The following is a 26991-nucleotide window of genomic DNA, read 5'->3' as shown; positions in this document are numbered from 1 at the left end:
ATGAGACTCACCAAGAGGTGGACGCGGGCCCTGGCCGCGACCGCCGTCGTCGCCACCGTCCTGGCGGGCGCACCGGCCGCGCAGGCCGTGCCGACCTACACCGTCACCGGGACGGTGACCGACCGGGCAACCGGCGCGCCGCTGCCCAGTGCCTGCCTCGACCTGTACCAGACGCCCGACCGGTTGCTCGCCACCCGCTGCACGGACGAGAGCGGCCGGTACACCTTCGCCGGCCTGACCAGCGGCGTGAGCCCCCGGCTGCGGGCGCGGGCGACGGGTCACGCGGAGCTGTGGTGGCGGTCCGCGCCTGACTACTACAACGCCACGTACATCTTCGCCTCCCATGCCACGAACGGCGTCGTGACGGCGGACCTCGCGCTGCCCGTCGCGGTGGGCGGCTTCAGTGGCCGGATCACCCAGCCCGACGGCAGCCCCGCGTACGCCACCGAGGTCACCGCCAGCACCGCGGACGGCAGCTGGACGGCCAAGGCCCCGACGGACAGCGACGGTCGGTACCAGCTCGGGAACCTGCCGGTCGGCACCTACCGGCTCGGGATCGCCCCTCGGGGTTACCCCCCGAAGCAGTGGGCGCCCGGCAAGACCGACCCCGCCGCTGCCACGGTCTTCGAGGTGACCGCCGGCTCGACGACCACCGTCGACGAGCGCTACCTGGTGGGGAACAGCACGTTCCAGGGTGGCGTGCTGACCGGGAAGGTCACCGCGGCGGCGACCGGTGCGCCGGTCGCCGGGGCCTGCGTCACCGCCATCTCCGGCCTCAAGGGGCACGAGGCCGGGCAGGCGTGCGCCGACGCCACCGGCCGCTACCGACTCACGGTCGCCACCAACGATCCGTACAAGCTGCGGATCCGAGCAGACGGCTTCCCGGAACAGTGGGCGCCGAACGCGGTGGACAGCCGCAACGCGCAAGCGTATGTCGCGCAGTACGGCAAGGACGTGGTGGTCGACGTCGCCCTGCGGGTGGGCGGCGGCACGGTACGCGGCCAGCTCACCGACTACCCGGGCGCGACCCCCGCGCTGACCAACTCGGTCCGGGTGTTCGCCGTCGACAACTCCTGGTCCGCCTGGACAGAGGCCGTCGACGGGCGGTACCAGTTCGACCGGGTGCCGCCCGGCGACTACCGGGTCGCTGTCAAGCCGCTCGACCGCAACATCCAGTACCACCCGGGAAAGACGGTCCTGGACGAAGGCGCCATCGTGCACGTCACCGACGGCGAGGTCACCACGGTCGACGAGCAGCTCCTCGCGCCGGGGGCCATCGAGGTCACCCTGGTGGACGCGGTGACCGGCGCACCGGTGTCCGGATGCGCCCGGCTCTCGCTGGCTGCGGAGCGGGCGTGCGCCGACAGCTCGGGCCGGATCAACTTCCCGAAGGTGTGGGCCACCGGCACGAGCCTGGAGGGAGTCACCGCCCAGCCCGGCCCCACGCACTGGCAGAAGGGCGTCGGATCGGTGCGGGTGATCAGCGGCGAGACGACGCGGCTCACCATCCCGCTGGAGCCGGCCGCCGTGCTGGAGACCACGGTGGTGGATGCGACCAGCGGCTCGGCGGTGCCCCAGGCCTGCGTCCGGCCGGTCCAGTCGGCCAAGCTGGTCACCTCCGCGCTGCGGCAGGAGGTCAGCCAGTCCACCGGCTACTGCTCCGACGCGAGCGGCAAGGTGCGGATCGGACCGCTCCCGGATGGGGCGGTGCAGCTGCTGGTCCTGCCCCCGTCGCCGTATGGGGCGCAGTGGTACACCGAGACCGGCGGCACCGGCGACCGGCGTCTGGCGAAGGCGTACGCACTGCGGGCCGGGCGGATCCTGACCGCGCCGCCGATCCAGCTCGACCGGGCCGGCTCGATCACCGGCAGCATGCGGGACGAGTCCGGCAACGGGGTGAACACCTGCGTACAGGTCTTCGGCAACCACCCGGACCTGACCTTCGGCAATCCGCTGCAGCGCTGCAGCTACGACGACTCCGGCCAGACTCCCGGCCGGTACACCATCAACGGCCTGGGGCCATACCGGTGGCCGGTCCACGTCGCCGGCGCGGGCTCGGTTTCCGGCCCGGCCCTCGCTCCGGCCTGGTCGGGCAACACCACGGACCGGTTCGCGGCGACCCTCGTCCAGGTGACGGCCGGCGCCACGACGACCGCGCAGGGCATCGTGCTGGTGAAGGGTGCCCGGATCCGGACCCTGTACCTGGGCCCCTCGGGAGGGCAGGGAACGGTGGAGGCCTACCACCCGATGACCGGGGACCGGGTGGCCTCTCTGAGCACGACGGACCCGTCCCAGAGCGGGCTCCCGGCCGGACCGGTGCTGCTGTTCTACCAGCCCTTCAACGGCACGGCGTGCTGGTACGTCGGGCCACCCATCGGCGCAAGGTTGCACCGCACGCTGGGACCGACGCCGGTCAACCTCACCGCGGGACAGGTGGTCGAAACCGTCAGCCTGGTGCCTGGGGAGACCTGCAAGCCGGTCCGGACCGACATCCGTACGGGTCCGGCCGTGGTGGCGGGCACTCGCTGACCGACCCCGGGCGGGCCGGACCGGCACCACCGGTCCGGCCCGCCCGACCGTTTCGGGGCCGAGGCGCGCTCACACCGGCGGGAGCATCTCGACGCCGAGCTGCTGGAGGACCTGGAAGAGCTCGTTGACGCTCCACACGTCCACGATCCGGCCGCTGTCGTCGAAGCGCAGGAAGGTCGCCCCCGAGTAGCTGACCACCCGGCCGGTCGGCGGCACCGGGCCGAACTGCCCGGCCTGGGTGCCGGCGGCGCGCCGGTGCACGGCCACCCGTGCACCGGAGGCCACCACCTCGACGATCTTGTAGCGCAGGTCCGGGAAGGACGCGCGGCGGTCCCGGTGCCAGGCCAGGGCGGCCGCCGGCCCGGTCCCGCCCAGCCCCGGGCAGTCCTCGGCGACCAGCTCGTACGCGGTCTCCTCGCGGGTCGCGTTCCACACGTCGGCGATGAAGCGCCGGGCCACGGCCTCCACATCGGTCACCGCGGCAGCGTAGCCCCCACTCCCCGCGCCGAGCCTGCCGGACCGGCCCGGAACGGCCATGATGGGACAGGGCCGACAGCGACAGAAAACGGAGGTAGCGCCGTGAGCGCGAGGAGTGAGCCGGGGTTGCGAGCCCCGCAGTCGCGAGCCGAGGTGGCACAGTGAGCGCGAGGAGTGAGCCGGGGTTACGAGCCCCGCAGTCGCGAGCCGAGGTGGCACAGTGAGCGCGAGGAGTGAGCCGGGGTTACGAGCCCCGCAGTCGCGAGCCGAGGTGGCACAGTGACGGAGAGCAGCGAGGAGATCCTGAACCGGACCGGCGGGAAGTACGTCGAGCCGGGCGGCGAGTTCACCCGGGACCAGCGTTACATCGCCACCCGGATCACCGCGGACGGGCGGGACGGCTGGCCGGTGGAGTCCGGCCGGTACCGGCTCGCGGTGAGCCGGGCGTGCCCGTGGGCGAACCGGCTGATCATCGTCCGCCGGCTGCTCGGGCTGGAGGACGCGATCTCAATGGCGGTGGCCGGGCCGACCCACGACGCCCGGAGCTGGACCTTCGACCTGGACGCGGGCGGGATGGACCCGGTGCTCGGCATTCCGCGGCTGGCCGAGGCGTACTTCAAGCGCTTCCCCGGGTACGAGCGGGGCATCACCGTGCCGGCGATCGTGGACGTGCCGACCGGGCAGGTGGTCACCAACGACTACGCGCAGATGAGCCTGGACCTGTCCACCGAGTGGACCGCCTACCACCGCGAGGGCGCGCCGGAGCTCTACCCGGAGCGGCTGCGGGACGAGATCGACGAGGTCAACGCGGTGGTGTTCAAGGACGTGAACAACGGCGTCTACCGGTGCGGCTTCGCCGGCAGCCAGGAGGCGTACGAGAGCGCGTACCGCCGGCTCTTCGACCGGCTCGACTGGCTGAGCGAGCGGCTGAGCGGGCAGCGCTACCTCGTCGGCGACACCATCACCGAGGCGGACGTGCGGCTGTTCACGACCCTGGTCCGCTTCGACCCGGTGTACCACGGCCACTTCAAGTGCAACCGGCAGAAGCTGACCGAGATGCCGGTGCTCTGGGCGTACACCCGGGACCTGTTCCAGACCCCCGGCTTCGGCGACACCGTCGACTTCGACCACATCAAGCGGCACTACTACGAGGTGCACCGGGACATCAACCCGACCGGGATCGTGCCGCTCGGCCCGGACCTGTCGGGCTGGCTCACCCCGCACGGCCGGGAGGCCCTGGGCGGTCGCCCCTTCGGCGACGGCACCCCGCCCCCGCCGCCGGCCGAGCCGGTCGACCCCGCCCACACCCCGCTGCGGGTCGGCTGACCGTCGAAGGGCCCTGCGTCACGCGGGGGCCCTTCCTCACATGGCCAGCCGGACGGCCGCGGTCAGGACGAGCTGGGCGAGGGCCAGCGGGACGAGCACCAGCCAGCAGAGGCGCTGGAGCTGGTCCTCGCGCAGCCGTGGGTACGACACCCGGAGCCAGATGATCACGAACGCCACGGCGAAGACCTTGAGCAGGGTCCACAGCCAGCCCAACTGGGCGTCCGCGAACGGGCCCTGCCAGCCGCCGAGGAAGAGCACGGTGGTCAGCGCGGCGATCACCACGATGCCGACGTACTCGGCGAGCAGGAAGAACGCGAAGCGCAGGCCGGTGTACTCGGTCATGTAGCCGAAGACCAGCTCGGAGTCGGCCACCGGCATGTCGAACGGCGGCCGCCGGATCTCCGCCAGCCCGGCGACGAAGAAGATCACCATCGCCGGCGCCTGCCAGAGCAGCCACCAGGGCCGCCACGCCTCGACGATCCCGGGCAGGCTGAGCGTCCCCGCCGCCATCGCCACCGACGCGGCGGCCAGCACCAGCGGCAGCTCGTAGCCGAGCAGTTGGGCGGCGCCGCGCAGCCCGCCGAGCAGGCTGTACTTGTTGGCCGAGGCCCAGGCCGACATCAGCACCGCGAGCACCCCGATGCCGACCACGGCCAGCACGAAGAACAGGCCGATGTCCAGCGGCTGCCCGACCAGGTCGCCCGGGCCGAGCGGGATCACCAGCAGGGCGAGCAGGTACGGCACCAGGGCCACCGCCGGGGCCAGCCGGAACACCGGCCGGTCCGCGTCGCGCGGGGTGACGTCCTCCTTCTGCACGAACTTGATGCCGTCGGCGACGAGCTGCGCCCAGCCGTGGAAGCCGCCCGCGTACATCGGGCCGAGCCGGCCCTGCATGTGCGCCATGACCTTGTGCTCGGCCTGCCCGACGATCAGCGGCAGGGTGAGGAACGCGACCAGCACGCCGGCCACCCTGATGACCAGCTCCAACCAGGCGGGCATCAGGCGTCCCCCTCCTCGGGCGCGGGCTCGGCGGCGGGCTCCTGGCGGGGCGGGCCCGTCGGTCGCTCCCCGGGCGTCGGCCGCGCCGGACCCGCCGGTTGCTCGGCGGTGGTCGGCCGGGCCGGGCGCTCGCCCGGGGCGGGGCGCGGCGGGCGTTCCCGGGCCGGGCGGGCGGGCGTACCCCCGCGCGGGCCCTCGCCCACCCCGGCCGCGCCGGCGGGCGTGGGCGTCGTCCCCCACTCGCCCGGCGCCGGTACGCCCGGCGGGCGAATCGGCCGGCGACCGCCGCCCGCCTCCGACTCCCCCGGTTCCTTGGCGCCCGGCCAGGGCTTGGCGACCCGGGAGGCGAGCACGAACTCCTTGCGCAGCGGATGCCCTTCGAACTCCGGCGGCAGCAGCAGCGGCTTGAGGTCCGGATGCCCGTCGAACCGGATGCCGAACATCTCGTGCGTCTCCCGCTCGTGCCAGGAGGCGCCGGGGAAGATTCCCACGACCGATGCGACCCGCGGCTCCGCTCGCGGCACCCGCGTCCGCAGCAGCACACCGTGCCGGCGGTTCGTCGACCACAGGTGGGCGACCACGTCGAAGCCGTCGGCCAGCTCGTCCACAGCCGAGAGCCAGTCGAAGAAGTCACAGGCCAACTCGGCGTCGTCGCGGACGGCCCGCACCGCGTCCCGCCAGGCGTCCGGCGGTACGTCGACCGTCGCACGGGCGTGCGCCTCGCCACCCGAGCGCCCCACGGTCACCGCGTCCTCGGCCAATCCGGCCGCCCGCACGAGCACGCTGCGCGCCCGGTCACCGACCTCTTCCGGCGTCATGCCCGCGATCCTACGGGCCACCGGCGTGGACGGACCGCCTCAGGCCGGGCAGCTGACCCACTGCACTGCCGCTTCCCTCCGCCCGACCACGGCATGGCCGGGTCTCCGCCCCGCCACCAACCACGCGCCCGAGCACCCGCCGGCTCGTCCGGCCGCACCGGGCTGGCTTGGCGGTTTCGACACCGGGACCACGCCCGCAGGAAAGAATTGAGCGGTGCGTGCTGTGACTGTGACTCCCGGCGTCCCGAACTCGCTGCAGCTGACCGAGGACTGGCCCGAGCCCGCCCCCGAGGAGGGCGCGATCCTGGTCGAGGCGCTGGCCGTGGGCATCTGCGGCACCGACCACGAGATCATCTCCGGCGCATACGGGGAGGCGCCGCCCGGACAGGACCGGCTGGTGCTCGGCCACGAGTCACTGGGCCGGGTGGTGGAGGACCCGACCGGCGCCCTCCAGCCCGGCGACCTGGTGGCCGGTATCGTCCGGCGCCCCGACCCGGTGCCCTGCCCGAACTGCGCGGTGGACGAGTGGGACATGTGCCGCAACGGGCAGTACACCGAGCACGGCATCAAGGGACTCTCCGGGTACGCCCGGGAGCGGTGGCGGGTGCAGCCGAAGTTCGCCGTTGGCCTGGACCCCTGCCTCGCCTCAGTGGGGATGCTGCTGGAACCGACCAGCGTGGTGGCGAAGGCCTGGGACCACATCGAGCGGATCGGTCGCCGCGCCGAGTGGAAGCCGCAGACCGTGCTGGTGACCGGGGCCGGGCCGATCGGTCTGCTGGCCGCGCTGCTCGCCACCCAGCGCGAGCTGTCGGTGCACGTGCTGGACCGGGCCACCACCGGGCCGAAGCCGGACCTGGTCCGCTCGCTCGGCGCGACCTACCACACCTCCAAGGTGACCGAGCTGGACTTCGAGCCGGACGTGGTAGTGGAGTGCACCGGCGCGCCGGTGGTGGTGCTGGACGCGATGTTCCAGGCCGGGCCGACCGGCATCGTCTGCCTGACCGGGGTGTCCAGCGGCGGCCGGACCATCGACCTCGACGCGGGAGCCCTCAACCGCGACCTGGTGCTGGAGAACAACGTGGTCTTCGGCTCGGTGAACGCCAACCGGCGGCACTGGGAACTGGCCGCCGAGGCCCTCTCCCGGGCTGACCAGGGCTGGCTGAACTCGCTGATCAGCCGCCGGGTGCCGGTGGAGGCGTACGCCGACGCGTACACCTCCGGACCGGACGACATCAAGGTGGTGCTGGACTTCACGGCCTGAGCCGGGGGCCGGCCTGCGGGTCAGCTGCCGGGCAGCCGGCCGTTGCGGAACAGGTCCACGAAGAGCTGGTGGTCCTCGCGGGCTCGGATCCCGTACGCGTGCGCGAAGTCGACCAGGTATTGGACGAAGCCCGCCGCGCCGGCGTCGACCGCGGCGACGATCGCCTCCTCGGTGGAGTAGTCGACCAGATCGTGGCTGGACTCGTCGTCGGCGACCGAGTGCATCCGGGCCACCGCCCGGCCGAGGTCGGTGAGCACCCCGGCGAGTTCCTCGGGCTCGTTGACGTCGGCCCAGTCCAGGTCGGCCGCGTACGGGGAGACCTCGGCGACGAGCTGGCCGACCCCGTCCAGCTCGGTGAACCCCACCCAGGGGTCGGCGTACGCCTGGAGCGCCCGCTGCGACTCGGCGGTCCGGTGCCCCTGGTGCCGGAAGTAGGAACGGACCCGCTCGTCGTCGATGTGCCGCGCCACCGCCGGCACCTGGGCCTGCTTGAGGTAGATGACGACGTCGTTTTCCAGTGCCTGGGTGTGCCCCTCCAGCAGCAGGTTGTAGGAGGGCAGCCCGGCCGAGCCGATGCCGACGCCCTTGCGCAGCACCACGTCCTTGATGTTGGCGGCGACCGGGCGGAGCCGGGCGGTCGCCGCCGGCAGGGTGTCCAGGTAGTCGTGGAACGCGGCGCAGACCTTCTCCCGGGTCGCGGCGTCGACCTCGAAGACGCCGTCGCCGAGGGAGAACCGGCGGTCGTAGTTGTCGATGGTGGTCTGCTCGGCGAGCAGGTCCACCCGGGTGTTCAGTCGGGCCTGCTGGAGCACCCGGCGCAGCACGCCGTCGGCGTTCTCCAGTGTGATCGAGCCGATCGCGTCGTCCCCGCCGGCCGCGATGGCCCGCAGCTCGGTCAGGTACGACCGGGCGAAGCCGGTGACCAGGTCGCCGATCCCCCGGTCGGAGAGCGCCTTCGCGTAGCCGAGCAGGGCCACACTGGCCGCGAAGCGCTTCAGGTCCCAGGAGAACGGCCCGACGTACGCCTCGTCGAAGTCGTTGACGTTGAACACCAGCTGCCCGGAGGCGTTCATGTAGGTGCCGAAGTTCTCGGCGTGCAGGTCGCCGTGGATCCACACCCGGCTGGTCCGGTGGTCGAGGTAGCGGTCGCTGGCGAAGTCGCCGCGCTGGTCGGCGTAGAAGAGTGACGCACTGCCCCGGTAGAAGGCGAACGGGGAGGCGGCCATCTTGCGGAACTTGCGGCGGAACGCCGCCGGGTCGAGCGCTATCGATTCGCCGAACTCCTCGGTCAGCACGTCGACGATGAAGGCGGAGCGCTGGTCCGCGGACTGGGTCATGGCCCGCAGGCTAGACCGGCCCCGCCACCTCAGCCGGCCGGCGGGCGGACCGGCGGCGCGGTGAGGGATTCCACCGGGCGCGGCGTGCTCTCCGCGGGCCGCGGGTCGACCGGCGGGGCGAGCCGGTCGGGGCGGGCCACCCCGCCGACGCCGGACTCCTCGGCGGCGATCTTCTCCTGCAGCCGGAGGATGCCGTGCAGCAGCGCCTCCGGGCGCGGCGGGCAGCCGGGCACGTAGACGTCGACCGGTATGAGCTGGTCGACCCCCTTGGTCACCGAGTAGGAGTCCCAGTACGGCCCGCCGCAGTTGGAGCAGGCGCCGAACGAGATGACGTACTTCGGCTCGGGCATCTGGTCGTAGAGCCGCTTCACCGCCGGGGCCATCTTGTCGGTGACCGTGCCGGAGACCACCATGAGGTCGGCCTGCCGGGGGCCGTGGGCGAACGGGATGACACCGAGCCGCATGAAGTCGTGCCGGCCCATGCTGGTGGCGATGAACTCGATGGCGCAGCAGGCCAGCCCGAAGTTGAACACCCAGAGCGAGTAGCGGCGGCCCCAGTTCAGCACGAACCGGATCGGCTCGCCGAGCACCGCCGGAACCTGCACCTCGAGCCTCCCTCACCTGTCCCCGATGTGACAGTCAACCACAGCGCCGGAGGTGGCAACCCGCGCAACCGTTCCCGGCGTCGATGCGTGTGACCGACGTCGATCGCGCCGGCGGCGGCGTGCACGGGGAGGACCAGATGACGGTGACCAGGGAACCACGGCTCGGTGAGCCGCCACCCGAGCGGACCGCGGAGCGCCCGGAGCGGGCCGAGGGGATCGACTTCGACGGGCTCTACCATGCGCACTTCCGGTCCCTGACGCTCCAGCTCGCCGCGTACTGCGGGGACCTGTCGCAGGCCCAGGACCTGGTCCAGGAGGCCTTCTGCCGGGCGTTCGCCCGCTGGTCCCGGGTGTCCCGCTACGACGACCCGGTGGCCTGGGTACGCCGGGTCGCCTGGAACCTCGCCGCCAGCCGCTGGCGGCGCCTGCGGACCGCCCAGTCCTGGCTGCGCCGGCAGCGGGAGGAGCACGTACCCGGTCCGGGTCCGGACCGGGTCGCGCTGACCGCCGCGCTGGCCCAACTGCCGCCCACCCAGCGGCGCGCGGTGGTGCTGCACCACCTGGCGGACCTCTCCGTCACGCAGATCGCCCAGCAGGAGGGGGTGCCGGAGGGCACGGTCAAGTCCTGGCTGCACCGGGGCCGGGCGGCGCTGGCCGCACAACTGGCCGGCACGAACGAGGTGAACGACGATGAGTGAGTTCGAGGACATCCTGGTCAGCAGCGAGTTCGCCGCGTTCCGCGCGGCGTACGCCCCCGCGGTGCAGCCGGCCGGCCCGGACTCCGTGCGCCGGACCGTACGCCGGCGGCGGCGCCGGGCCGCCGTGGCCACCGCGGCGGCCGTGGTGCTCGCCGTGGCGATCCCGGTCGCGGCGAACGCGGGCCTGGACCGGCGCTCCGGTCCGCCGCCCGTACCGGCCGAGACCCGGTCACCGACCCCGTCGGCGACCACCCCGTCACCGGCCCCGTCGCCGAGCGCGTCGCCGACGCCGAGCACGGTCGGCCCCACCGCGGCGGCGCCGGACGGCCGGATCAGCAGAGCACAGCTCCTCGCCGCCCGGGTCGACCTGCCCGCCTGGCTGCCCGGTCCGGTGTGCAAGGCGGGGCCGACCCGGATCGCGGCCAGGTACCGGATCGAGGGCGAGGTCCTACTGGAGGACCTCGCCTACGGCGACGTGGACGGCGACGGTGCGGTCGAGACCGTCGCACTGCTTCGGTGCGCCGTCTTCCAGGGGGGCCCGTCGCAGGTGGTGGCGTTCGACCGGGACACCGCCGGGCGGATCGTGACCCTCGGCCAGGTCACCCGTTCCGACCGACCGACGCCGGAGTGGCTGCTGGCGACGCAGGTCGCCAGCCGCGGGACGGTCCGGGTGGAGATGGCGGACATCAGCCCCGGAGGCGGCTGGTCGCTGGACTGGTCACAGCGCCAGTGGCGCGGATACCGGTGGACGGGCAAACGGTTCACACAGGTCGAGGGGCCCCCCTCGTTCGGCCCGAACCCGCATCTGGCGGACCTGTCGGTGACCGCGAGCGACCTGGCCTGGGGGCCGAAGGAAGCTGACGGCACCCGCACCGGCACGATCACGGTCACCGTCCGGAACCTCAGCCGGGTCCCGGCCGGCCTGGTCGAGGTGCATCTGCGGATGCAGCCGGGCGCGACGGCCGACGGCGGCGACTGGTCCGCCTGCCAGAACCCGCCACCACCCGACGATGCCCTCAGCTGCCGATTCGGGCCGCTCGGCCCGGGCGCGACGCGCACCTTCCGGTTCGGTCTCCGGGATTCGAGCGTCATGTCCGGCACCGGCATCGCCGAGGTGGCCCCGATCGGCACCGACGCTGACCCGCTGATGGACTCGTCCTGGGAGAACAACGAGGACCGCTACCGCTACCGCTGACCCGACCTGCGCGTACGGCCCGCTCGGTGACCACCCGGCGGGCCGTACGGGGTTCTCCGGCGTTGTCGACGGCGGGCACCGGTGCTCCTCGGCCGTCGCGTTGCTGACAAATATGGTCGCAACCCAGGCCGGGTCCGGAACGTGCTACCAGCGACACCGCGGCGGACGACCCGTCGCGGCAACGGGGATCACGGGAGGACTTCGACATGACCACACGTACCGGGCGCCGGCTCGCCGCCGTCCTGATCGGCCCGACCGCGGCGCTGCTGGCGTTCGCCGCACCGGCCACAGCCGCACCGGCCGGCGGCCGGCTCGACGCCGACGTCTCGGTGGGCCGGCTGGTGCTCGACCCGACCGAGCGCGGCTACCGGGGCAGTCTGCCGGTCACGGTGACCAACCGCGGGTCAGCCGAGACGTACTTCAACGTCACGATCGTCGAGCCGGTCGCCGGTTCCATCGGCAACCTGTCCCCGGACAGCCCGTGCGGCTACGGGAGTCCGCAGGACAACCGGCGGGTGATCAGCTGCTCGGTTCCCGGTCCCAACCTGAAGCCGGGCGAGCGGCGGGCGTTCTCGGTCGCCTTCGAGGCCCTCACCACGCCGCGGACCGTGGCGATGATCGCGGACGGGGGCCGGATCTCGGTCAACGTCGGCGACGGCAACCCGGCGATCGCCGACCGGGAGAGCTTCGTGGCACTCTTCCGCTCCACCTCGGGCTCCCTGCGCAACCCGGTGCCCTACGTCCAGGACAGCCAGGCGCGGGCGTCGATCAGCTCGGCGGGTGCCGCGACGCTGGTGCGGCAGCCGGACGGCAGCTACCACGGCCGACTGCCGGTGACCGTCAGGTGGGCCGGCGACGCCGCGCATGATTTCCTCTTCGTCGAAGCGACCACCCTGCCGGCGGACGTGCAGATCTGGGGCACCGACCCGCAGGACCTGCCGGGCTCCCTCACCAGCTTCATCGTGCCGGGCGGGCGCTTCATGACCGGCGAGGAGCGGAGTTTCGACGTGCTGCTCCGCGCCGACCCGGGCACCGTCCCGGGTAACCTCGGCGAGGTCACCTTCCAGCTCGACACGCGGTGGGGCATGGATCTGGTGCCGGACGCCGACCCGGCGGACAACCTCGCCTCGTTCACCCTGACGGCCGCCGACGCGAGTTGACCATCCGCGAGGGCCCGGGACCGCACAGGTTCCGGGCCCTCGTCGTGGATGCGGGTCGCCGGGCCCGTTTCGTCCACCGGGGACATCCGCAGTCGATCACGATCGCTATGGTGCTGGTCGATGTCCGCCCACAGCGGCGTGACACCGACCACGGGGAGGAAACGTCATGGCAATCACCATGCCCATCGGCCGCCGGATTGCGGCCGGCCTGCTCGGCTCCGCGCTGGCGGCACTGGCCGCCGGGGCGCCGGCCGCCGCAGCGCCGAAGCAGACCAGTGACACGCTGTCCGTCACCGCGCAGCAGCTGGTGCTGGAGCCGACCGACCGGGGCTACGTCGGCACGCTGCGGGTGACCGTGACCAACGGCAGCCCCACCGCGCAGGCCTTCGGCCTCACCTTCACCGAGCCGGCGGTCGGCTCGCTGACGACCACCGACCCGCTCGCCGGCTGTGTCTACCTCGAGAAGGTGAACGGCGTGCGCCAGATCAACTGCGGGGGCGGCGCGGTCATCGAGCCCGGCGCGAGCCAGCTGGTCCGCATCGGATTCCAGGTGCTCACCAGGACGCGGGACTACCCGATGATCGTTGACGGCGGCCAGATCGCGGTGCTGCCGGAGACGGGCGGCATCCCCGCCGACACCACCACCTACGCCACGCTCTTCCGGTCCACCAAGGGCAAGCTCCGCAACCCGGTGCCCTACGTCCAGGACACGCTCAGCAACGCCAGCATCACCGCCCATGACGTGACGCTGACCCGAACCTTCCCCGGTGCGGAATACCACGGCGAGATGCGGGTCACTGTCACCTGGAACGGCGACGCGGGCCACGATTTCCTGCAGGTCGAGGCGAACCTACCCGCCGGGGCCCTGGTCACCGGGACGGACCCGTGGCTCGAGCCGAACGGCTTCCCCGGCACCTGGTTCGAGGTCCCCGGCCGCAAGTTCATGGCGGGCGAGTCGCGGACCCTGACCGTGTACTTCAGCGCTCCGGCGGACACCCTGCCCGGTGCCCTCGGCACCGGCTCGTTCAACCTCCGGGCCCAGTTGTTCGTCGACGAACTCGCCGACGTCTCCCCGACCGACAACACGCCGTCGTTCGCGCTGACCGCCGTCGACCAGACCTGACCGCGCTCCCGGACCGGGGCTGGAACCACATCGGTTCCCGGCCCCGGACGGGCTCACCAGGTCGGGCGTTGCAGCAGCCCGACGAACTCCACGAGCAGCCGCTCGCGCAGCCGCACCGGCGCGGCGTCGAGCAGGGTGTGCACCGCCGCCATCCGGTCCGGCGCCGACCCGGCCCCGAGCCCCAGGCCGGCCGCCAGTCCGGCGATCAGCTCCGGAGTGAGCGCCTCCGGGGCCAGTGACGCCGCGAGCGCGCGCAGCTCCGGCGGCAGCGCGACCGGACCGGCCGCCCGCGCGGCCGCCGCCGCGTCGGCCAGCGCCGGGCCGAACTCGGCCACCCGCGGGGCCACCGCCGCGGTCACCGTGAGGTGCACGCTGGCCGGCAGGCCGGCGTACCCGAGCTGGGACTGGGTGTGCCAGCCGCGCGCGGTCAGCTCGTCGACCAGCACGAACAGGTCGAGTCCCGGGTCGTCGCTGGTGAAGCAGACCACGGTGGACGCCGGCTCGGCCAGCAGCCGGAGCCCGTCGACCGCGCGTACCGCGTCGGCCAGCCCGGACACCGCCGCCCGGGTCAGCGCCGCCAGCCGCAGGTAGCCGGCCTCGCCGAGGTGGCGCAGGGTGGCGTAGGCGGCGGCGATCGGGCCGCCCGACCGGGTCGAGGCGATCACCGGGTTGACCATCGTGTACCCGGGCCAGTCCGCGTACCCGAAGTACTGCGGCGCCCGCAGCGCGGCATCCCGGTGCAGCAGCACCGACACCCCCTTCGGGGCGTACGCGTACTTGTGCAGGTCGACGGAGATCGAGGTGACCCCGTCGACGGCGAAGTCGAACGCCGGCACCGGCTCGCCGAGCCGCCGCAGCCAGGGCAGCGTCCAGCCGCCGAAGCAGGCGTCCACGTGGCAGCGCACCCCGGCGGCCGCCGCCACCGCCGCGATCTCGGTGACCGGGTCGACCACACCGTGCGCGTACGCGGGGGCGGAGCAGGCGACCAGCACGGTCTCCGGCCGGATCGCGGCGGCCATGTCGGCCACCGCCGGCCGCAGCGTGACCGGTTCCACGGGCACGGTGTCGAGGGCCACCCGCAGGTAGTGGGCCGCCTTGGCGAACGCGGCGTGCCCGCTGGCCGGCACCACGAGCCGCGGCTCGGCGAGATCCGGCCGGTCGTCCCGGGCCGCCTTGACGGCCAGGATCAGTGACTCGGTGCCGCCGCCGGTGACGCTGCCGACCACGTCCGGGGCGCTCGTGCCCGGCCCGCCGCCGAGCAACCGGGCGGCCGCTCCGACCAGGGCGTTCTCCATCGCCAGCAGGGACGGGAAGGCGGTCGGGTCGAGCCCGTTGACGTGGGCGCTCTCCGCGTACGCGGCCCGGGCCAGTTCGTCCAGCCCGGCCACCCCGGGGTCGTAGACGTACGCGAACAGCCGCCCGCCGTGGGTCGGCCGGTCGGCCGCGCGCAGGGTCCGGATCTCCGCCAGCACCCGCTCCGCGGGCACCCCCTCGACGGGCAGCGCGCCCGTCCCTTCCTCGGTCATCGATGGCGCCCTTCCTGGTGAGCGGTTCGGCGGCTCATGCGCCCGCGGTCGCGGCAGGCTGCTGTGGCGGGCCGGCGGCGAGCTGGGTGGGGGTCAGCGTGTAGGCGCGCAGCAGCAGCACCGGGGCGGCGACCAGCAGGGCCGGGAGGATGGTGAAACCGAGCAGCACGCCGAGGCGGGCGCCGGCGGGCTGGTCGGCGGCGACCCCGGTCGACGACGACACGTAGCCGGAGAGCTGGAGGACCAGGCCGTAGATACCGGGGCCGAGGGCCAGACCGAACGTCTCTCCGGCCGTCCACAGCCCGGTGAACACCCCGGCCTGCCGCCGCCCGGTGCGCATGGTGTCGTACGCGATGCAGTCCGGCAGCATGGCGAGGGCGAAGACCTGCTGGCCCGCGTACCCGACGCCGATCAGCGCGACCACGGCGTAGACCCCGGCGGCCGGCAGCGCGGGCGCGGCGACGAGGGCCAGCGCGCCGGCCGCGAAGAGCAGCGACGCGACAACCAGCGCGGCCCGCTTGCCGGCCCGTGCGCCCACCCGGGTCCAGAGCGGCATGACCAGCAGCGCCGGCCCGACGAAGCAGGCGAAGAGCAGGGTCGGCCCGGTCTCCGGGGCGCGGAGCACCTGGCCGGCGAAGTAGCTCACCCCGGCCAGCACGGCCGCCACCCCGGCGGACTGCACCACGAAGCAGACCAGCAGGGCCCGGAACGGCCGGTTCCGGCCGGCGACCGCGAGCTGGGCACGCAGGCTCGGTTCGCTCTCCCCCACCGTCCCGGTGGGCGCGGACCGGGTGCCGAGGAACGCGCCGACCGCGCCGGCCACGATCAGCGCGGCGACGAACAGGCCCATCCAGCGGTGTCCCGGCACGCCGTCGCCGCCGGCGGTAACCACGGCCGGGGCCACCGCGCCGGAGACCAGGATGGCCAGCGCCAGCACGGCGATCCGCCAGCTCATCAGCCGGGTACGCTCCGCCGGGTCACCGGTCAGCTCGGCCGGCATCGCCACGTACGGCACCTGGAAGAAGGCGAACGCGGTCGCGGTGGCCAGGAACGCCACCGCCACGTACGCCCCGGCGGCCGGGCCGGCCCCGAACGGCGCGGCGAAGATCGCGGCGAAGAGCACGGCCAGCGCCAGCCCGCCGCCGAGCAGGTACGGCCGGCGGGCACCCCAGCGGGACCGGGTGCGGTCGGAGATCCGCCCGGCTACCGGGTTGACCAGCACGTCCCACGCCTTGGGCAGAAGCACCAGCAGGGCGGCCGCCCCGGCCGCGACGCCCAGCGTGTCGGTGAGGTACGGCAGCAGGAGCAGCCCGGGCACGGTCCCGAACGCCCCGGTGACCAGCGAGCCCAGCGCGTACCCGAGGTGCACCCGGCGGGGCAGTCGCCCGCTCGGCTGCGACCCCCTCCCGTCCATGGGCCCGAATGCTACTCACGTTATGACATGGATCACACCCCCTCTTCCGGCGACCAGGCCGCCGCCATGTCCACCCCCGACGGGCGCAGCGGACAGCCCTCGGCCCGCAGCCGGGCCCGCGCCTCCACCTCGTGCCCGGGTGGCAGCCGCCCGGCCGAGTTCACCACCCGGTGCCAGGGCACTCCGCCCCCGTGCCGGGCCATGATCGAGCCGACCAGCCGGGCCGAGGCCCGCCCCGAGCGCTCGGCGAGCGCGTCGGCCACCGCCCCGTACGACATCACCCGGCCCGGCGGGATCCGCTCGACCAGGTCGAGCACCGCCTCGACGTACTCCTCAGGCGTCATGACCGGCCACGATATGGGAACGCGTCCGGGCCCGGGGGACCCGGACGCGCAGAATGGTCGGGTGCGCGAAGCAGTCACCTCGGCCCGCCGGATCGTCGTCAAGATCGGATCGTCCTCGCTGACCACGGCGGCGGGCGGCCTGGACGACACCCGGGTCGACGCCCTGGTCGACACCCTCGGCGCACTGGCCGGCGCCGGCCGCGAGGTGGTGCTGGTCTCCTCCGGCGCGATCGCCGCCGGTCTCGCCCCGCTCGGCCTGGCCCGACGCCCGCGCGACCTGGCCACCCAGCAGGCCGCCGCCAGCGTCGGGCAGGGCCTGCTCATCGGCCGGTACGCGACCAGCTTCGCGCGACACGGGCGCACCGTCGGCCAGGTACTGCTCACCGTGGACGACGTGACCCGGCGGGCGCACTACCGCAACGCGTACCGGACCCTGCGCAAGCTGCTCGACCTGAGGGCGGTGCCGATCGTCAACGAGAACGACACCGTGGCCACCGAGGAGATCCGGTTCGGCGACAACGACCGGCTGGCCGCCCTGGTCGCCGCCCTGGTCGACGCCGACCTGCTGGTGCTGCTCTCGGACGTGGACGCGCTCTGGACCGGCGACCCGACCCGTCCCGGCAGCACCCGGATCACCGAGGTGCACGGCGAGGGCGACCTGGCCGGCGTCGACGTCCGCGGCGCCGGCCGGGCCGGGGTGGGCACCGGGGGCATGGTGACCAAGGTCGAGGCGGCCCGGATCGCCACCGGCTTCGGCATCCCGGTGGTGCTCACCGCCGCGCCGCTGGCCACCGCGGCGCTCGCCGGCGAGCCGGTCGGCACGTTCTTCCACCCGAGCAGCCGCCGCCCGGCCGCCCGGCTGTTCTGGCTGGCGCACGCCACCGCGCCCCGGGGCCGGCTGCATCTCGACCCGGGCGCGGTGCAGGCGGTGGTCGGCCGGCGCAAGTCCCTCCTGCCGGCCGGGATCACCGCCGTGGACGGCGCGTTCACCGCCGGCGACCCGGTCGACCTGGTGGACGTTGCGGGCGCGCCGGTGGCCCGGGGGCTGGTCAACTACGACGCGGTGGAGCTGCCCGGGCTGCTGGGCCGCTCGACCTCGGAACTCGCCGCGGCCCTGGGCCCGGCGTACGAACGGGAGGTCGTCCACCGCGACGACCTGGTGCTGCTGTGAATCCGGGACGGGTGGCCGTCCCACTGACGACTGAGGAGTGCAGGATGAGCGTCGTCGAGCAGGCCCGGCGGGCCCGGGATGCGGCGGAGGCCCTCGCGGTCGCCACGCGTACGGTCAAGGACGCCGCGCTTCACGCGATGGCCGACGCGCTGGTGGCGCGTACCCCGGAGCTCCTGGCCGCGAACGCGACGGACCTGACGGCCGGGCGCGAGGCCGGGCTGACCGCGGCGGTGCTGGACCGGCTGGCGCTCGACGCGGGCCGGGTGGCCGGCATCGCCGACGCGCTGCGCCAGATGGCCGCGCTGCCCGACCCGGTCGGCGAGGTGGTCCGCGGCTCGACCCTGCCGAACGGGCTGGACCTGCGACAGGTCCGGGTGCCGTTCGGGGTGGTCGGCATCATCTACGAGGCCCGGCCGAACGTGACCGTGGACGCGGCCGGGATCTGCCTGAAGTCCGGCAACGCGGCGCTGCTGCGCGGCTCCTCCTCGGCGGCCCACTCCAACGCCGCGCTGGTCGCCGTGCTCCAGGACGCGATCGCGGCGGCCGGCCTGCCGGCGGACGCGGTGCAGCTCCTCGACGCCACCTCGCGGGACTCGGTGAAGGAACTGATGCGTGCGCGGGGCCTGGTCGACGTGCTGATCCCGCGCGGCGGAGCCTCGCTGATCCGGACCGTGGTCGAGGAGTCGACCGTGCCGGTGATCGAGACCGGGGTGGGCAACTGCCACGTCTACGTGGACGCCGCCGCCGACGTCGCCAAGGCCGTGGCGGTCACCCTCAACGCCAAGACCCAGCGCCTCTCCACCTGCAACACCGCCGAGTCGCTGCTGGTCCACGCGGACGTCGCGGACGCCTTCCTGCCGGCGATGCTGGCCGCCTTCGCCGACGCCGGGGTCACCGTGCACGGCGACGCCCGAGTCGCCGCCCACTCCGCCGCGGTGGTCCCGGCCACCGAGGAGGACTTCGCCACCGAGTACCTCTCCGCCGACATCTCGGTCGCCGTCGTCGACTCGCTCGACGCAGCGGTCCGGCACATCCGGCGGTACGGCACCGGCCACACCGAGGCGATCGTCACCGACTCCCAGTCCGCGGCCCGGGAGTTCGTGGCCCGGGTGGACGCGGCGGCGGTGATGGTGAACGCGTCCACCCGGTTCACCGACGGCGGCGAGTTCGGCTTCGGCGCCGAGATCGGCATCTCCACGCAGAAGCTGCACGCCCGGGGCCCGATGGGGCTGCCCGAGCTGACCAGCACCAAGTACGTGGTCACCGGGGACGGCCACCTGCGCTGACCCGCCTGGGCGCCGACCCGCTCAGACAGTCGGTGCGGCCGGCTCGGGCGGCGCGGGCGGCCCCGCCGGCTCCGGCCCGGACAGCGGCACGACGGGCGGCGGCACCGGCGCGCCGGCGGCTGACGACGGGTCGGCGGACCACGGCGGCGTGCCGGGCGGCGGTACGAACGGCCGGGCCAGCGGGGCGGACGGCGCCACGACATCCGAGGGCAGCTCGATGGCCGGCGCGGCCGGCGGCCGGAGAGCCGGCGGCGGCACGGCGTCCGCCGGGGGTGCCGGGCGCGGTGCCGGCACCGCGGGCGGGCTCGGCAGCGCGGCCAGCTGCGGCGACACGAACGGACTGCCGGACAACAGCGCTTCGGGGGTGCTCGGCCGGCAGGCCCGGATCGCGCGCAGCGTGGTGTGCACGTCGAACTGGTGGCCGTCGTCGCTGTCCCAGCCGCCGTCACTGCGCTGGGTCTCGGCGAGCCGCTGGCGCGCCGCCACCATCAGCCACTGCTCCTCGCCCACCTCGACCCGGCGCAGCGTGGCGGCCAGCCAGGCCACATCGGCCGGGGACAGCTGCGGGATCCGCTCGGCCAGCACCGCCTGGATCCGGGCCGACTCGTAGTACATCTGCTGACGGTGCAGCACGGCCGCGGCCAGCCAGCCGGCGGAAAGGAAGGACGGCCAGCTCCCGTCGGGGGCGAGCTGCGCGGCGAGCGCCTGCGCCGCCGCCTGCACCACCCCGGCGTACGCCCCACCGACCCGGTGGTCGAGCGGGCCGGCGGCGCGGGCGTCCAGCCCGGCGACGGTCAGCCAGAACCCGGCGTTGGCGGTCAGGTACAGCTGCGCCTCCGGGTCACCGGGGGTGGCCCACTCGGGGGCGAACCCGGCCAGTGACGGGTCCTCGTCCCAGCCGCCGTCCGGCAGCTGTCGGGCGGCCAGCCAGTCCAGGGCGTGCCGGGCGGCGGGGCGACTCAGCCCCCCGAGGTCGTCCAGCTCGGACAGCCGGAAGCAGGTCGCGTCGACCGAGGCGACCTCGCCGTCGAGCAGGGCAGGCCAACCACCGCCGGGTGCCTGCCCGGCCTCCGCCGCGTCGAGCAGTTCGGCCGGCACCGGGACACCGGTGCGCAGCCGGGAGAGACGGGCGCGGTCCACCGCGTCCCCATGCGCCACGACGAAGCCGATGGCGGCGTCCAGATCGACCACGACGGAGACGCTACCTGCGGGAACGTGCTCCCGCCTCGGTATCTCGGATGAGGAGGGCCCGGCTCACCGGCGGGTACGAGCGGGCCCTACCGGCATCGCGGAAGGGCCCGCTCGGTCCGACTCAGTAGGTGGGCAGCGACGGGTCGATCTGCTTGATCCAGGAGAGCACGCCACCCTGGACGTGCACCGCGTCCTTGAAGCCGGCCGCCTTCAGCGCGGCGAGCGCCTCGGCGGAGCGGACGCCGGACTTGCAGTGCAGCACGATCTGCCGGTCCTGCGGGAGCTTGGCGAGCGCCTCGCCGGAGATGATCTCGCCCTTGGGGATGAGGGTCGCGCCGGGGATCCGGACGATCTCGTACTCGGCGGGCTCCCGGACGTCAACCAGGAAGACGTCCTTGCCGGCGTCCTGCCACTCCTTCAGCTCCAGCGCGGTGATGGTCGCGTCGACCACCGCCTCCTGCGCCTCGACGGAGACCGCGCCGCAGAAGTCCTCGTAGTCCTCGAGCAGGTCGGTGACCGTGGGGTTCTCGCCGCAGAGCACGCAGTTGGGGTCCTTGCGGACCTTGATCTTGCGGTAGCTCATCTCCAAGGCGTCGTAGACCATCAGCCGGCCGACCAGCGGCTCGCCGATGCCGGCGAGCAGCTTGATCGCCTCGTTGACCTGGATCGACCCGATGGACGCGCAGAGCACGCCCAGCACACCACCCTCGGCGCAGGACGGGACCATGCCGGGCGGCGGCGGCTCCGGGTAGAGGCAGCGGTAGCAGGGGCCGTGCTCGGCCCAGAACACCGACGCCTGGCCGTCGAACCGGTAGATCGAACCCCAGACGTACGGCTTGCCGAGCAGCACCGCCGCGTCGTTGACCATGTAGCGGGTGGCGAAGTTGTCGGTGCCGTCGACGATCAGGTCGTACTTGGAGAAGATCTCCTTGACGTTGTCCCGGTCCAGCGCAGTGTTGTGGATCTCCACGGTGACCAGCGGGTTGATCTCGCGGATCGACGCGGCGGCGGACTCGGCCTTCGACCGGCCGACGTCGGAGACGCCGTGGATGACCTGCCGCTGGAGGTTCGACTCGTCGACGGTGTCGAAGTCGATGATGCCGAGGGTGCCGACGCCGGCGGCAGCGAGGTAGAGCAGTGCCGGCGAGCCGAGACCGCCGGCACCGACGCAGAGCACCCGGGCGTTCTTCAGCCGCTTCTGCCCCTCGACCCCGACGTCGGGGATGATCAGGTGGCGTGAGTAGCGACGGATCTCGTCTACGGTCAGCTCGGCGGCGGGTTCGACGAGCGGGGGCAGCGACACGGTGGACTCCCCGGGATCGGCGGCGGGACCGGGTAATTGTCACTCGCCGCGGTAGGGATCGGCCATGATGAGCGACACGTAGCCCGACATGCGGGAGCGGGAATAGTTCAGACCCCCTCGGTCAACTCCCCCTCGTAGCGAACCCCGTCGACGTACGGCCAGGCGTTGGGCAGGCAGCCGTCCAGTCCGTACGTCTGCTGCTGCATCACCGGGGCCGGATCGCCCGACCCCGGGCAGGCCTGGTGCAGCTCGCCGAACTCGTGCCCGACCTCATGGTTGATCACGTACGTCCGGTAGACCTCGAGCGGCGCACCGTAGTCCGGCACCGCCTCCATCCAGCGGGCCAGGTTGATGACGACCCGGCCGGGCAGCCGGCAGGAGGTGTACCGCTGGGTGCTCAGGCCCCCGTCGGCGCAGATCCGCTCGGAGGTGGCCGGGGTGGCCAGGTAGATGGTGAAGTCGGCGGCGGACGCCTCGGCCACCCGCTGCACCCGCAGTTCCCGGGAGGCGATCCAGCTCCGGGAGTCGCCGAGCACCGCGTCCACCGTGGCGGCGAACTCGTCCGCGTCCTGCCCGGTGTCCTGCTCCACCGCGACCCGGTAGCGGCGCACCGGCCCCTCGTACCCCCGGACCGGTGAGCGGCCGTCGGCCGCGGCGAAGCTGCCGGGGCCGACGGTCGGATAGCCGCTCGGCGCCACCCGGGGTTCGTCGCGCCCGCCGTTCGCCGACCGCTGGTTCGAGGTGGCCACCGGGGGCCGGTCGGCGGACCGGTGGACCAGGACCGGCAGACCGGCCGCGCTGCCACCCGCCGCCAGCAGGGCGACCAGGAGCAGGGCGGTACGGCGACGCCGCCACCGCAGCCGGCGCGGCCCGGACGGAGCCGGGGCGATGGTCCCCGGATGGGCCGGCGGGCGGTCGAAGTCGAGCCGGGCCGGACCGCCGGGCGGCGGTTGACGGGGCTCGGCATTCGGGCCGGAAGCGGACGGGGAGGTCATACCGCCAGCGTGTCATGCAATTCGGGTGATCGGCCGCCTTTGCTGCAAGGCACGCGAATAGTTCTCGTCATTGCTGTCCGGGCGCGCTCAGAGCGACGGGCCGGTGTACCGCTTGCCGTTCAGGTAGGGCCACGGGTTCGGCCGGCAGCCGTTGAGGAAGAGGGTCTGCTGCTGCATCACCGGTGCCGCCTTCCCCGCCCCCGGGCATCCCTCGTGATGGTGCCCCAACTGGTGGCCGACCTCGTGGTTGATCACGTAGAGCCGGTACGTGTCCAGCGGGACCTTCGCCGCGACCAGATGCGGCGCCGAGGTACGCCAGCGGTCCAGGTTGATGACCACCTTGCCGGGCACCCGGCAGGACGTGTACGGCCGCCCGCCCACCCGGATGTCGATTCCGCCGGCGAGACACAGCCGGCCGGCGGTGTCCCGGGTGGCCAGGTAGACGGTGAAGTCGTACCGCTCGCCGGAGGCCACCCGCTGCAACCGGAGCCGGCCACTGTCCACCCAGCTCCCGGGCCCGGCCAGGGCTCGCTGCACGGCGTCGCCGAAGACCGGCACCTCCTCGCCGGAGCCGTCCTCCACCGCCACCCGGAAGCGCCGCAGCACTCCTGCCCGGCCCAGCACCTCGCCCGGCCGGTCGTCGTACGCGTAGCTGCCCCGCCCGTGGGCGGGCACCGGACCGGGCAGGCTCAGCACCGGCTCCGGGCTGACCGGGCTCGGCGTCGGCGACGGGCTTACCGGGGCGGACGGCGTCGGCGCCGGACTCGTCGGGGCGGACGGCGTCGACCCGGTGCTCGACGGCGCCGGCGGCTGGATCAACCCCTCGTCGCCGACCAGCACCTCGGCCCAGGCCAACGGCCGTTGCACCGCGGCGGCCACGGCGATCCCGGCGGCGCTCAGGAACGCGAGCAGTACGATCACGGACCGCCAGCGGGCTGCCGGGCGACGGGCGGCAACCGGCGCGGCGGCGCGACGCGGACGGGGGGAGGAGGACATCCCGCTCAGCCTGCCATGTCCCGGTGGAGGGCGCTGTCCTCCGTTCCGGCGAGCAGGCCGTCCCGGGGGTCGGCGGGCGCCGCGCCACCCCGGGCCTCGGCGGACAATCCGCTGCCCCGCGGCTCGGCGGGCAGTGCTCCGGCCCGCGACCCGGCCGCCGCCGCGTCGGCCCGGGTCTCGGCGAGCAGTGCCAGGACGGCCCGCGCCACGGTCCGGGGCACCTCCAACTGGGCCACGTGCCCGACCCCGTCGAGCATCAGCAGGCGGCTGTCCGGGATCGCCCGGGCAGCCTGCGGCGCCACCCGGACGTCCACCAGCCGGTCCTGCCGTCCCCCGACCACCAGGGTGGGCGCGCGCACCGCCGCCGCCAGCCGCCACAACGAACCGGTGCCCGGCAGGTACGACCGCAGGAAGCTGGCGACCAGGCCCCGGAACGTCCGGACGTACACGGCGGCGTAGTGGTTCGCCTCGTAGCGGATCCGGATCTCCTCGATCGCCTCCTGCCGGCGCTGGTCACAGATCCGGGTCAGGTCGGCGATGCACGCCTCGATCACCTCCTGGGCCAGCATCTCGGGGGCGAGCTGGGTCAGCCGCCGGGCGGCCACCCGTTCCCCTCCGGGAATCGCCAGTAGCGGCAGCATCCGCCCCTGCAACGAACGGCGGAAGTCCAGGAACGGCAACGCCGGGGAGACCAGGGTCAGCGTCCGGACCAGGTCCGGCCGCAGCGCCGCCACCCGTACCGAGACGGCCCCGCCGAGCGAATTGCCGAACAGGTGCACCGGGCCCCGGCCGCTGTGCTCGATCCAGTGGATCACCCGATCCGTGAAGGCCGGCACGGTGTATCGCCGGCCGGGCTCGCTGCGGCCGAAGCCGGGCAGGTCGATCGCCTGCCCGTCGAGCCGGTCGGCGAGCAGGCCGGCCAGGTCCGTCCAGTTCTGCGACGAGCCGCCCAGGCCGTGCACGTAGAGCGCCGGCTCGGCGCCGGGGCCGGTGGCCGGGGTCTCCCGCACGTACGTCACCGTGCCGTCGAGGCGTACGCCCCGGCCCGGCCAGGGCGGCGGGACGTGGTGCGCGGGCAGGAGATGATCCGGCCAGAGGACGGCGCGTTTCATAACTCCAGCGTTCCCGTGCCCGGGCTGCCCGACACCGGTCTTCGGCTCAGGCGAGCAGCGCTTCCAGCCGGCGGTTCACCGCCGCCAGGGTCGCCCGGACCGCCGCCTGCCGGGGATCGCCGGCCACCAGCGCCGAACCGGCCAACTGCTCCACCCAGCCGTCGCACACCAGCAGCACCACCACGGTCGCCACCTCGCAGTTGCCGAACGGCACCACCGCGGCGTGCTCGACGAAGCAGCGTCCCCGCTCCCCGGTCGAGGCCGCGCGGCCGAGCAGCTCGTCCAGCGCCGCCGCGGCGGCCACCGCGCAGAGCCGCAGCAAGTAGCCGTCGACGGCCGGCCCGGTGGCGTGCCCCTCCGCCGTCCGGTCCCCGGCGATCAGGCGTACCTCCACGGTGGCGTCGAGGCCGAAGGTGCTCATCTGGACGTGGTCGATCAGCACCCGGGGCCCCGGCGCGCCGCTGGTGTCCAGCGGTCGGGAGGGTGCGGTCTCCGTCGTGGTCATCTGCCCGCCCGAGTACGACGTACCGAGCGTGACCGGGCTTCCGGTGGCCGCGCCGGCTGGGGCGGCGGCGAGCGACGACTCCTCCACCGCGGCCCGGCCCCGGTGGGTCGCGGCCTGCCGGCGCCGGCGGGGCGGCTCGGCAGCCGGCTCGGCGCGCTCGGCCGGCAGCTCCGCGGGCCGGCCGGCCCGCGCCTCAGGCGCGCCGAACCGGCCCTCCGACCGGCTCGGCACCGGTCGGGGCGTGCCCGGTCGGTCCTCGGCCACCCGCGGCTCGCCGGTGGCCCGCTCCGGGCGCGTCTGGGCCGACCGGCGACGGACCGGGGGCGGTGCGGCGGCCGGAGCGCCGGGCAGGTTCTGCGGGGCCGCGGCCAGCCCCATCCGCTCCTGGAGCAGGCGGGCCACCATCCGGCTCACCTCCGCCGGGTCGGCGCCGTCGGCGAGGTCGAGCCGGAGGCTGTGCGCCCCGGCCGGGGTACGGCGTAGCGCCGCGTCCCGGACGCCGGCCACCTCCCGGACGGCGTCGAGGATGGCGTTGACGTCGAAGCCCTCGGGCCGCTCGCGCAGCGGCGCGGGCTCGTCGTCACGGCGCAGGTGGGTGGCGATGCGGGCGAGTTCCGGGGTTTCGGCGGACGGTTCCACGGCTGGCGGCTCCGGCACGACGGGCACGTCCGGTTCGGCGGGGACGCGCTGCGGCAGCATCGCCGCGGTAGGGTCCGCCGGCCGGGTCTCGGCGGCCGGCTCGGCCGTCGGCACCGGTTCGGGGGCGGACCGGCGGGCCGCGTAGGGGGGCGTGCTCGCCGGGGCGGGCACGCGGTCGACGCGGGACCCACCGCTGGCGACGGGGCCCGGCGTCTCGTCGGTGCGTGGCCGGTACGACACGCCCTCGCGCTCCTCCGCCCGGGCGCCGGCCGGCGGGCCGTACCCGGCGGGCGGGGCGCTGGCCGGGGCCTCGCGCGGCACCGGTGGGGCGCTGGTCGGAGCGGCGCGCGGCACGGGTGGGGCGCTGGTCGGAGCGGCGTGCGGCGGCGCGCTGAACGGGGTCACCGGCACCGACGGCCCGGCCCAGGAGGTCCGTTCGCGGCTCTCCCGCGCCACCGGCTCGTACGCCGGGCGGGTCTCGGCGTCGCTCCGGGACACCTCGTACGGCCGGGTCGGCTCGGGGCGCGGTGGCCCGTACCCGGACGACGGCTCGGCCCGGACCGGCTCGTGCGGGCGGGTCGGCTCGCCGCGCGGCGGCTCGTAGGGCGTGGGCTGCTCGGCCGGCTCGGGTGCCCACTCGGCGGCGCGCTCGTCGCGGGCGCGGCGGCCGACCGGCTCCTCCTCGTGGGCGCGGCGGCCCGTTGTCTCGTCCTCCCGGGCCCGGCGGCCCGCCGGTTCCGCCTCGCGCGACCACGCCGGCGCCCAGCCGCCGCCCCAGCCGGGCTCGGACCACTCCGGCTCCTCGGCCGGCGACGGCCGGCGTTCGTCCGCTGGCGCGCGCCGGTCGTCGGCTGCCGGGGTGCGCGGCTCCTCGGGCGGGTCCACGGCCGGCCCGGCCGGCGGCGCCGACGAGGGGCGCTCGGCCCAGCCCCGGGAGAGCGACGGCGGCTCGGCCGGCGAGTCGGCCGGAGCCCAGCCGCG

At 74.4% G+C, this 26991-nt stretch carries 21 protein-coding genes and 2 pseudogenes; 9 read left to right on the top strand and 14 right to left on the bottom strand.

Going from position 1 to position 26991, the window contains the following annotated elements; all coding sequences use genetic code 11:
* Entirely contained in the window at positions 1-2529 is a 2529-nt protein-coding gene (locus A6A27_RS26215) for an MSCRAMM family protein (protein WP_073837320.1), read from the top strand.
* A gap of 69 nt (positions 2530-2598) precedes the next feature.
* Here the strand turns inward: A6A27_RS26215 and A6A27_RS26210 are convergent, their stop codons facing one another.
* Positions 2599-3006: an ester cyclase gene (locus A6A27_RS26210; RefSeq protein WP_073837319.1), complete on the bottom strand. Its 408-nt coding sequence runs from the start codon at positions 3004-3006 to the stop codon at positions 2599-2601.
* 279 nt (positions 3007-3285) lie between these two features.
* On the opposite strand from A6A27_RS26210, the gene A6A27_RS26205 reads away from it, so the two are divergent.
* Complete coding sequence (locus tag A6A27_RS26205; protein ID WP_073837318.1) at positions 3286-4332, top strand: glutathione S-transferase family protein; 1047 nt, start codon at positions 3286-3288, stop codon at positions 4330-4332.
* Between the two features lie 36 nt (positions 4333-4368).
* On the opposite strand, the gene nuoH is transcribed toward A6A27_RS26205, so the two are convergent.
* Positions 4369-5331 (bottom strand): NADH-quinone oxidoreductase subunit NuoH, encoded by a 963-nt coding sequence (gene nuoH / locus A6A27_RS26200; RefSeq protein WP_073837317.1) that lies wholly within the window; start codon positions 5329-5331, stop codon positions 4369-4371.
* Complete coding sequence (locus A6A27_RS26195) at positions 5331-6149, bottom strand: NADH-quinone oxidoreductase subunit C (protein WP_073837316.1); 819 nt, start codon at positions 6147-6149, stop codon at positions 5331-5333. Before A6A27_RS26195 ends, nuoH begins: the two co-directional genes overlap by 1 nt.
* 214 nt (positions 6150-6363) lie before the next feature.
* Here A6A27_RS26195 and A6A27_RS26190 point away from each other — a divergent pair, with 214 nt between their 5' ends.
* Positions 6364-7410: a glucose 1-dehydrogenase gene (locus A6A27_RS26190; protein ID WP_073837315.1), complete on the top strand. Its 1047-nt coding sequence runs from the start codon at positions 6364-6366 to the stop codon at positions 7408-7410.
* Positions 7411-7430: 20 nt separating this feature from the next.
* Here the strand turns inward: A6A27_RS26190 and A6A27_RS26185 are convergent, their stop codons facing one another.
* The gene (locus tag A6A27_RS26185) at positions 7431-8747 is read right to left on the bottom strand and encodes a DUF2252 domain-containing protein (protein WP_073837314.1); all 1317 of its coding nucleotides are present in this window, start codon (positions 8745-8747) and stop codon (positions 7431-7433) included.
* A gap of 29 nt (positions 8748-8776) precedes the next feature.
* The gene (locus A6A27_RS26180; protein ID WP_073837313.1) at positions 8777-9352 is read right to left on the bottom strand and encodes an NADH-quinone oxidoreductase subunit B; all 576 of its coding nucleotides are present in this window, start codon (positions 9350-9352) and stop codon (positions 8777-8779) included.
* Between the two features lie 137 nt (positions 9353-9489).
* On the opposite strand from A6A27_RS26180, the gene A6A27_RS26175 reads away from it, so the two are divergent.
* The 4 genes from A6A27_RS26175 (at position 9490) to A6A27_RS26160 (ending at position 13528) form a co-directional block, all read left to right on the top strand.
* The gene (locus tag A6A27_RS26175; RefSeq protein WP_073837345.1) at positions 9490-10050 is read left to right on the top strand and encodes a SigE family RNA polymerase sigma factor; all 561 of its coding nucleotides are present in this window, start codon (positions 9490-9492) and stop codon (positions 10048-10050) included.
* On the top strand, positions 10043-11245 hold the full coding sequence (locus A6A27_RS26170; protein ID WP_073837312.1) for a hypothetical protein: 1203 nt from the start codon (positions 10043-10045) through the stop codon (positions 11243-11245). The genes A6A27_RS26175 and A6A27_RS26170 overlap by 8 nt, the downstream gene beginning before the upstream one ends.
* Before the next feature lie 206 nt (positions 11246-11451).
* Positions 11452-12405: a hypothetical protein gene (locus A6A27_RS26165; RefSeq protein WP_073837311.1), complete on the top strand. Its 954-nt coding sequence runs from the start codon at positions 11452-11454 to the stop codon at positions 12403-12405.
* A 166-nt stretch (positions 12406-12571) separates the two neighbouring features.
* A complete protein-coding gene (locus A6A27_RS26160; RefSeq protein WP_083672872.1) occupies positions 12572-13528 on the top strand; it encodes a hypothetical protein in 957 nt (318 codons plus the stop codon).
* 53 nt (positions 13529-13581) lie between these two features.
* On the opposite strand, the gene A6A27_RS26155 is transcribed toward A6A27_RS26160, so the two are convergent.
* The 3 genes from A6A27_RS26155 to A6A27_RS26145 are packed head-to-tail and all read right to left on the bottom strand — an operon-like array spanning position 13582 to position 16812.
* Positions 13582-15054: a pyridoxal phosphate-dependent decarboxylase family protein gene (locus A6A27_RS26155; RefSeq protein WP_073837310.1), complete on the bottom strand. Its 1473-nt coding sequence runs from the start codon at positions 15052-15054 to the stop codon at positions 13582-13584.
* A 34-nt stretch (positions 15055-15088) separates the two neighbouring features.
* Positions 15089-16468 (bottom strand): MFS transporter, encoded by a 1380-nt coding sequence (locus tag A6A27_RS26150; protein WP_073837309.1) that lies wholly within the window; start codon positions 16466-16468, stop codon positions 15089-15091.
* A 32-nt stretch (positions 16469-16500) separates the two neighbouring features.
* On the bottom strand, positions 16501-16812 hold the full coding sequence (locus A6A27_RS26145) for an MGMT family protein (RefSeq protein WP_073837308.1): 312 nt from the start codon (positions 16810-16812) through the stop codon (positions 16501-16503).
* 13 nt (positions 16813-16825) lie between these two features.
* Here A6A27_RS26145 and proB point away from each other — a divergent pair, with 13 nt between their 5' ends.
* Both proB and A6A27_RS26135 read left to right on the top strand, forming a co-directional pair.
* Positions 16826-17983, top strand: a complete 1158-nt coding sequence (proB, locus tag A6A27_RS26140; RefSeq protein WP_073837307.1) for a glutamate 5-kinase — start codon at positions 16826-16828, stop codon at positions 17981-17983.
* 23 nt (positions 17984-18006) lie between these two features.
* Positions 18007-19269, top strand: a complete 1263-nt coding sequence (locus A6A27_RS26135; RefSeq protein ID WP_338013311.1) for a glutamate-5-semialdehyde dehydrogenase — start codon at positions 18007-18009, stop codon at positions 19267-19269.
* A 372-nt stretch (positions 19270-19641) separates the two neighbouring features.
* On the opposite strand, the pseudogene A6A27_RS26130 reads toward A6A27_RS26135, so the two are convergent.
* From A6A27_RS26130 to A6A27_RS26105, 6 genes and pseudogenes are all read right to left on the bottom strand, one after another.
* A pseudogene (locus A6A27_RS26130) lies at positions 19642-20502 on the bottom strand (hypothetical protein); the annotation flags it as partial.
* 79 nt (positions 20503-20581) lie between these two features.
* Positions 20582-21763: an adenylyltransferase/sulfurtransferase MoeZ gene (gene moeZ, locus A6A27_RS26125; protein WP_073837305.1), complete on the bottom strand. Its 1182-nt coding sequence runs from the start codon at positions 21761-21763 to the stop codon at positions 20582-20584.
* A 107-nt stretch (positions 21764-21870) separates the two neighbouring features.
* Complete coding sequence (locus A6A27_RS26120; protein ID WP_083672870.1) at positions 21871-22758, bottom strand: DUF3152 domain-containing protein; 888 nt, start codon at positions 22756-22758, stop codon at positions 21871-21873.
* A gap of 87 nt (positions 22759-22845) precedes the next feature.
* Positions 22846-23754: a DUF3152 domain-containing protein gene (locus A6A27_RS26115; RefSeq protein WP_073837304.1), complete on the bottom strand. Its 909-nt coding sequence runs from the start codon at positions 23752-23754 to the stop codon at positions 22846-22848.
* A gap of 137 nt (positions 23755-23891) precedes the next feature.
* Positions 23892-24866: pseudogene (locus A6A27_RS26110) on the bottom strand (alpha/beta fold hydrolase); the annotation flags it as partial.
* Positions 24867-24912: 46 nt separating this feature from the next.
* Positions 24913-26895 (bottom strand): hypothetical protein, encoded by a 1983-nt coding sequence (locus A6A27_RS26105; protein WP_443190003.1) that lies wholly within the window; start codon positions 26893-26895, stop codon positions 24913-24915.
* Positions 26896-26991: the final 96 nt, after the last annotated feature.

This window comes from Micromonospora sp. CB01531 (assembly GCF_001905095.1).
In the GTDB taxonomy this organism is placed as follows: Bacteria; Actinomycetota; Actinomycetes; order Mycobacteriales; family Micromonosporaceae; genus Micromonospora.
Note: the sequence above shows the minus strand (reverse complement) of the source record. Positions and strands in the feature narration are given on the sequence as shown.

Bases quoted from the DNA above. Each gene is read 5' to 3' on its own strand.
- A6A27_RS26185 (WP_073837314.1), bottom strand. From the start codon at position 8,747: ATGACCCAGTCCGCGGACCAGCGCTCCGCCTTCATCGTCGACGTGCTG.
- A6A27_RS26145 (WP_073837308.1), bottom strand. From the start codon at position 16,812: ATGACGCCTGAGGAGTACGTCGAGGCGGTGCTCGACCTGGTCGAGCGG.
- nuoH (WP_073837317.1), bottom strand. From the start codon at position 5,331: ATGCCCGCCTGGTTGGAGCTGGTCATCAGGGTGGCCGGCGTGCTGGTC.
- A6A27_RS26170 (WP_073837312.1), top strand. From the start codon at position 10,043: ATGAGTGAGTTCGAGGACATCCTGGTCAGCAGCGAGTTCGCCGCGTTC.
- A6A27_RS26150 (WP_073837309.1), bottom strand. From the start codon at position 16,468: ATGGACGGGAGGGGGTCGCAGCCGAGCGGGCGACTGCCCCGCCGGGTG.
- A6A27_RS26215 (WP_073837320.1), top strand. From the start codon at position 1: ATGAGACTCACCAAGAGGTGGACGCGGGCCCTGGCCGCGACCGCCGTC.
- A6A27_RS26155 (WP_073837310.1), bottom strand. From the start codon at position 15,054: ATGACCGAGGAAGGGACGGGCGCGCTGCCCGTCGAGGGGGTGCCCGCG.
- A6A27_RS26160 (WP_083672872.1), top strand. From the start codon at position 12,572: ATGGCAATCACCATGCCCATCGGCCGCCGGATTGCGGCCGGCCTGCTC.
- A6A27_RS26175 (WP_073837345.1), top strand. From the start codon at position 9,490: ATGACGGTGACCAGGGAACCACGGCTCGGTGAGCCGCCACCCGAGCGG.
- A6A27_RS26115 (WP_073837304.1), bottom strand. From the start codon at position 23,754: ATGTCCTCCTCCCCCCGTCCGCGTCGCGCCGCCGCGCCGGTTGCCGCC.
- A6A27_RS26165 (WP_073837311.1), top strand. From the start codon at position 11,452: ATGACCACACGTACCGGGCGCCGGCTCGCCGCCGTCCTGATCGGCCCG.
- A6A27_RS26120 (WP_083672870.1), bottom strand. From the start codon at position 22,758: ATGACCTCCCCGTCCGCTTCCGGCCCGAATGCCGAGCCCCGTCAACCG.
- A6A27_RS26195 (WP_073837316.1), bottom strand. From the start codon at position 6,149: ATGACGCCGGAAGAGGTCGGTGACCGGGCGCGCAGCGTGCTCGTGCGG.
- proB (WP_073837307.1), top strand. From the start codon at position 16,826: ATGGGAACGCGTCCGGGCCCGGGGGACCCGGACGCGCAGAATGGTCGG.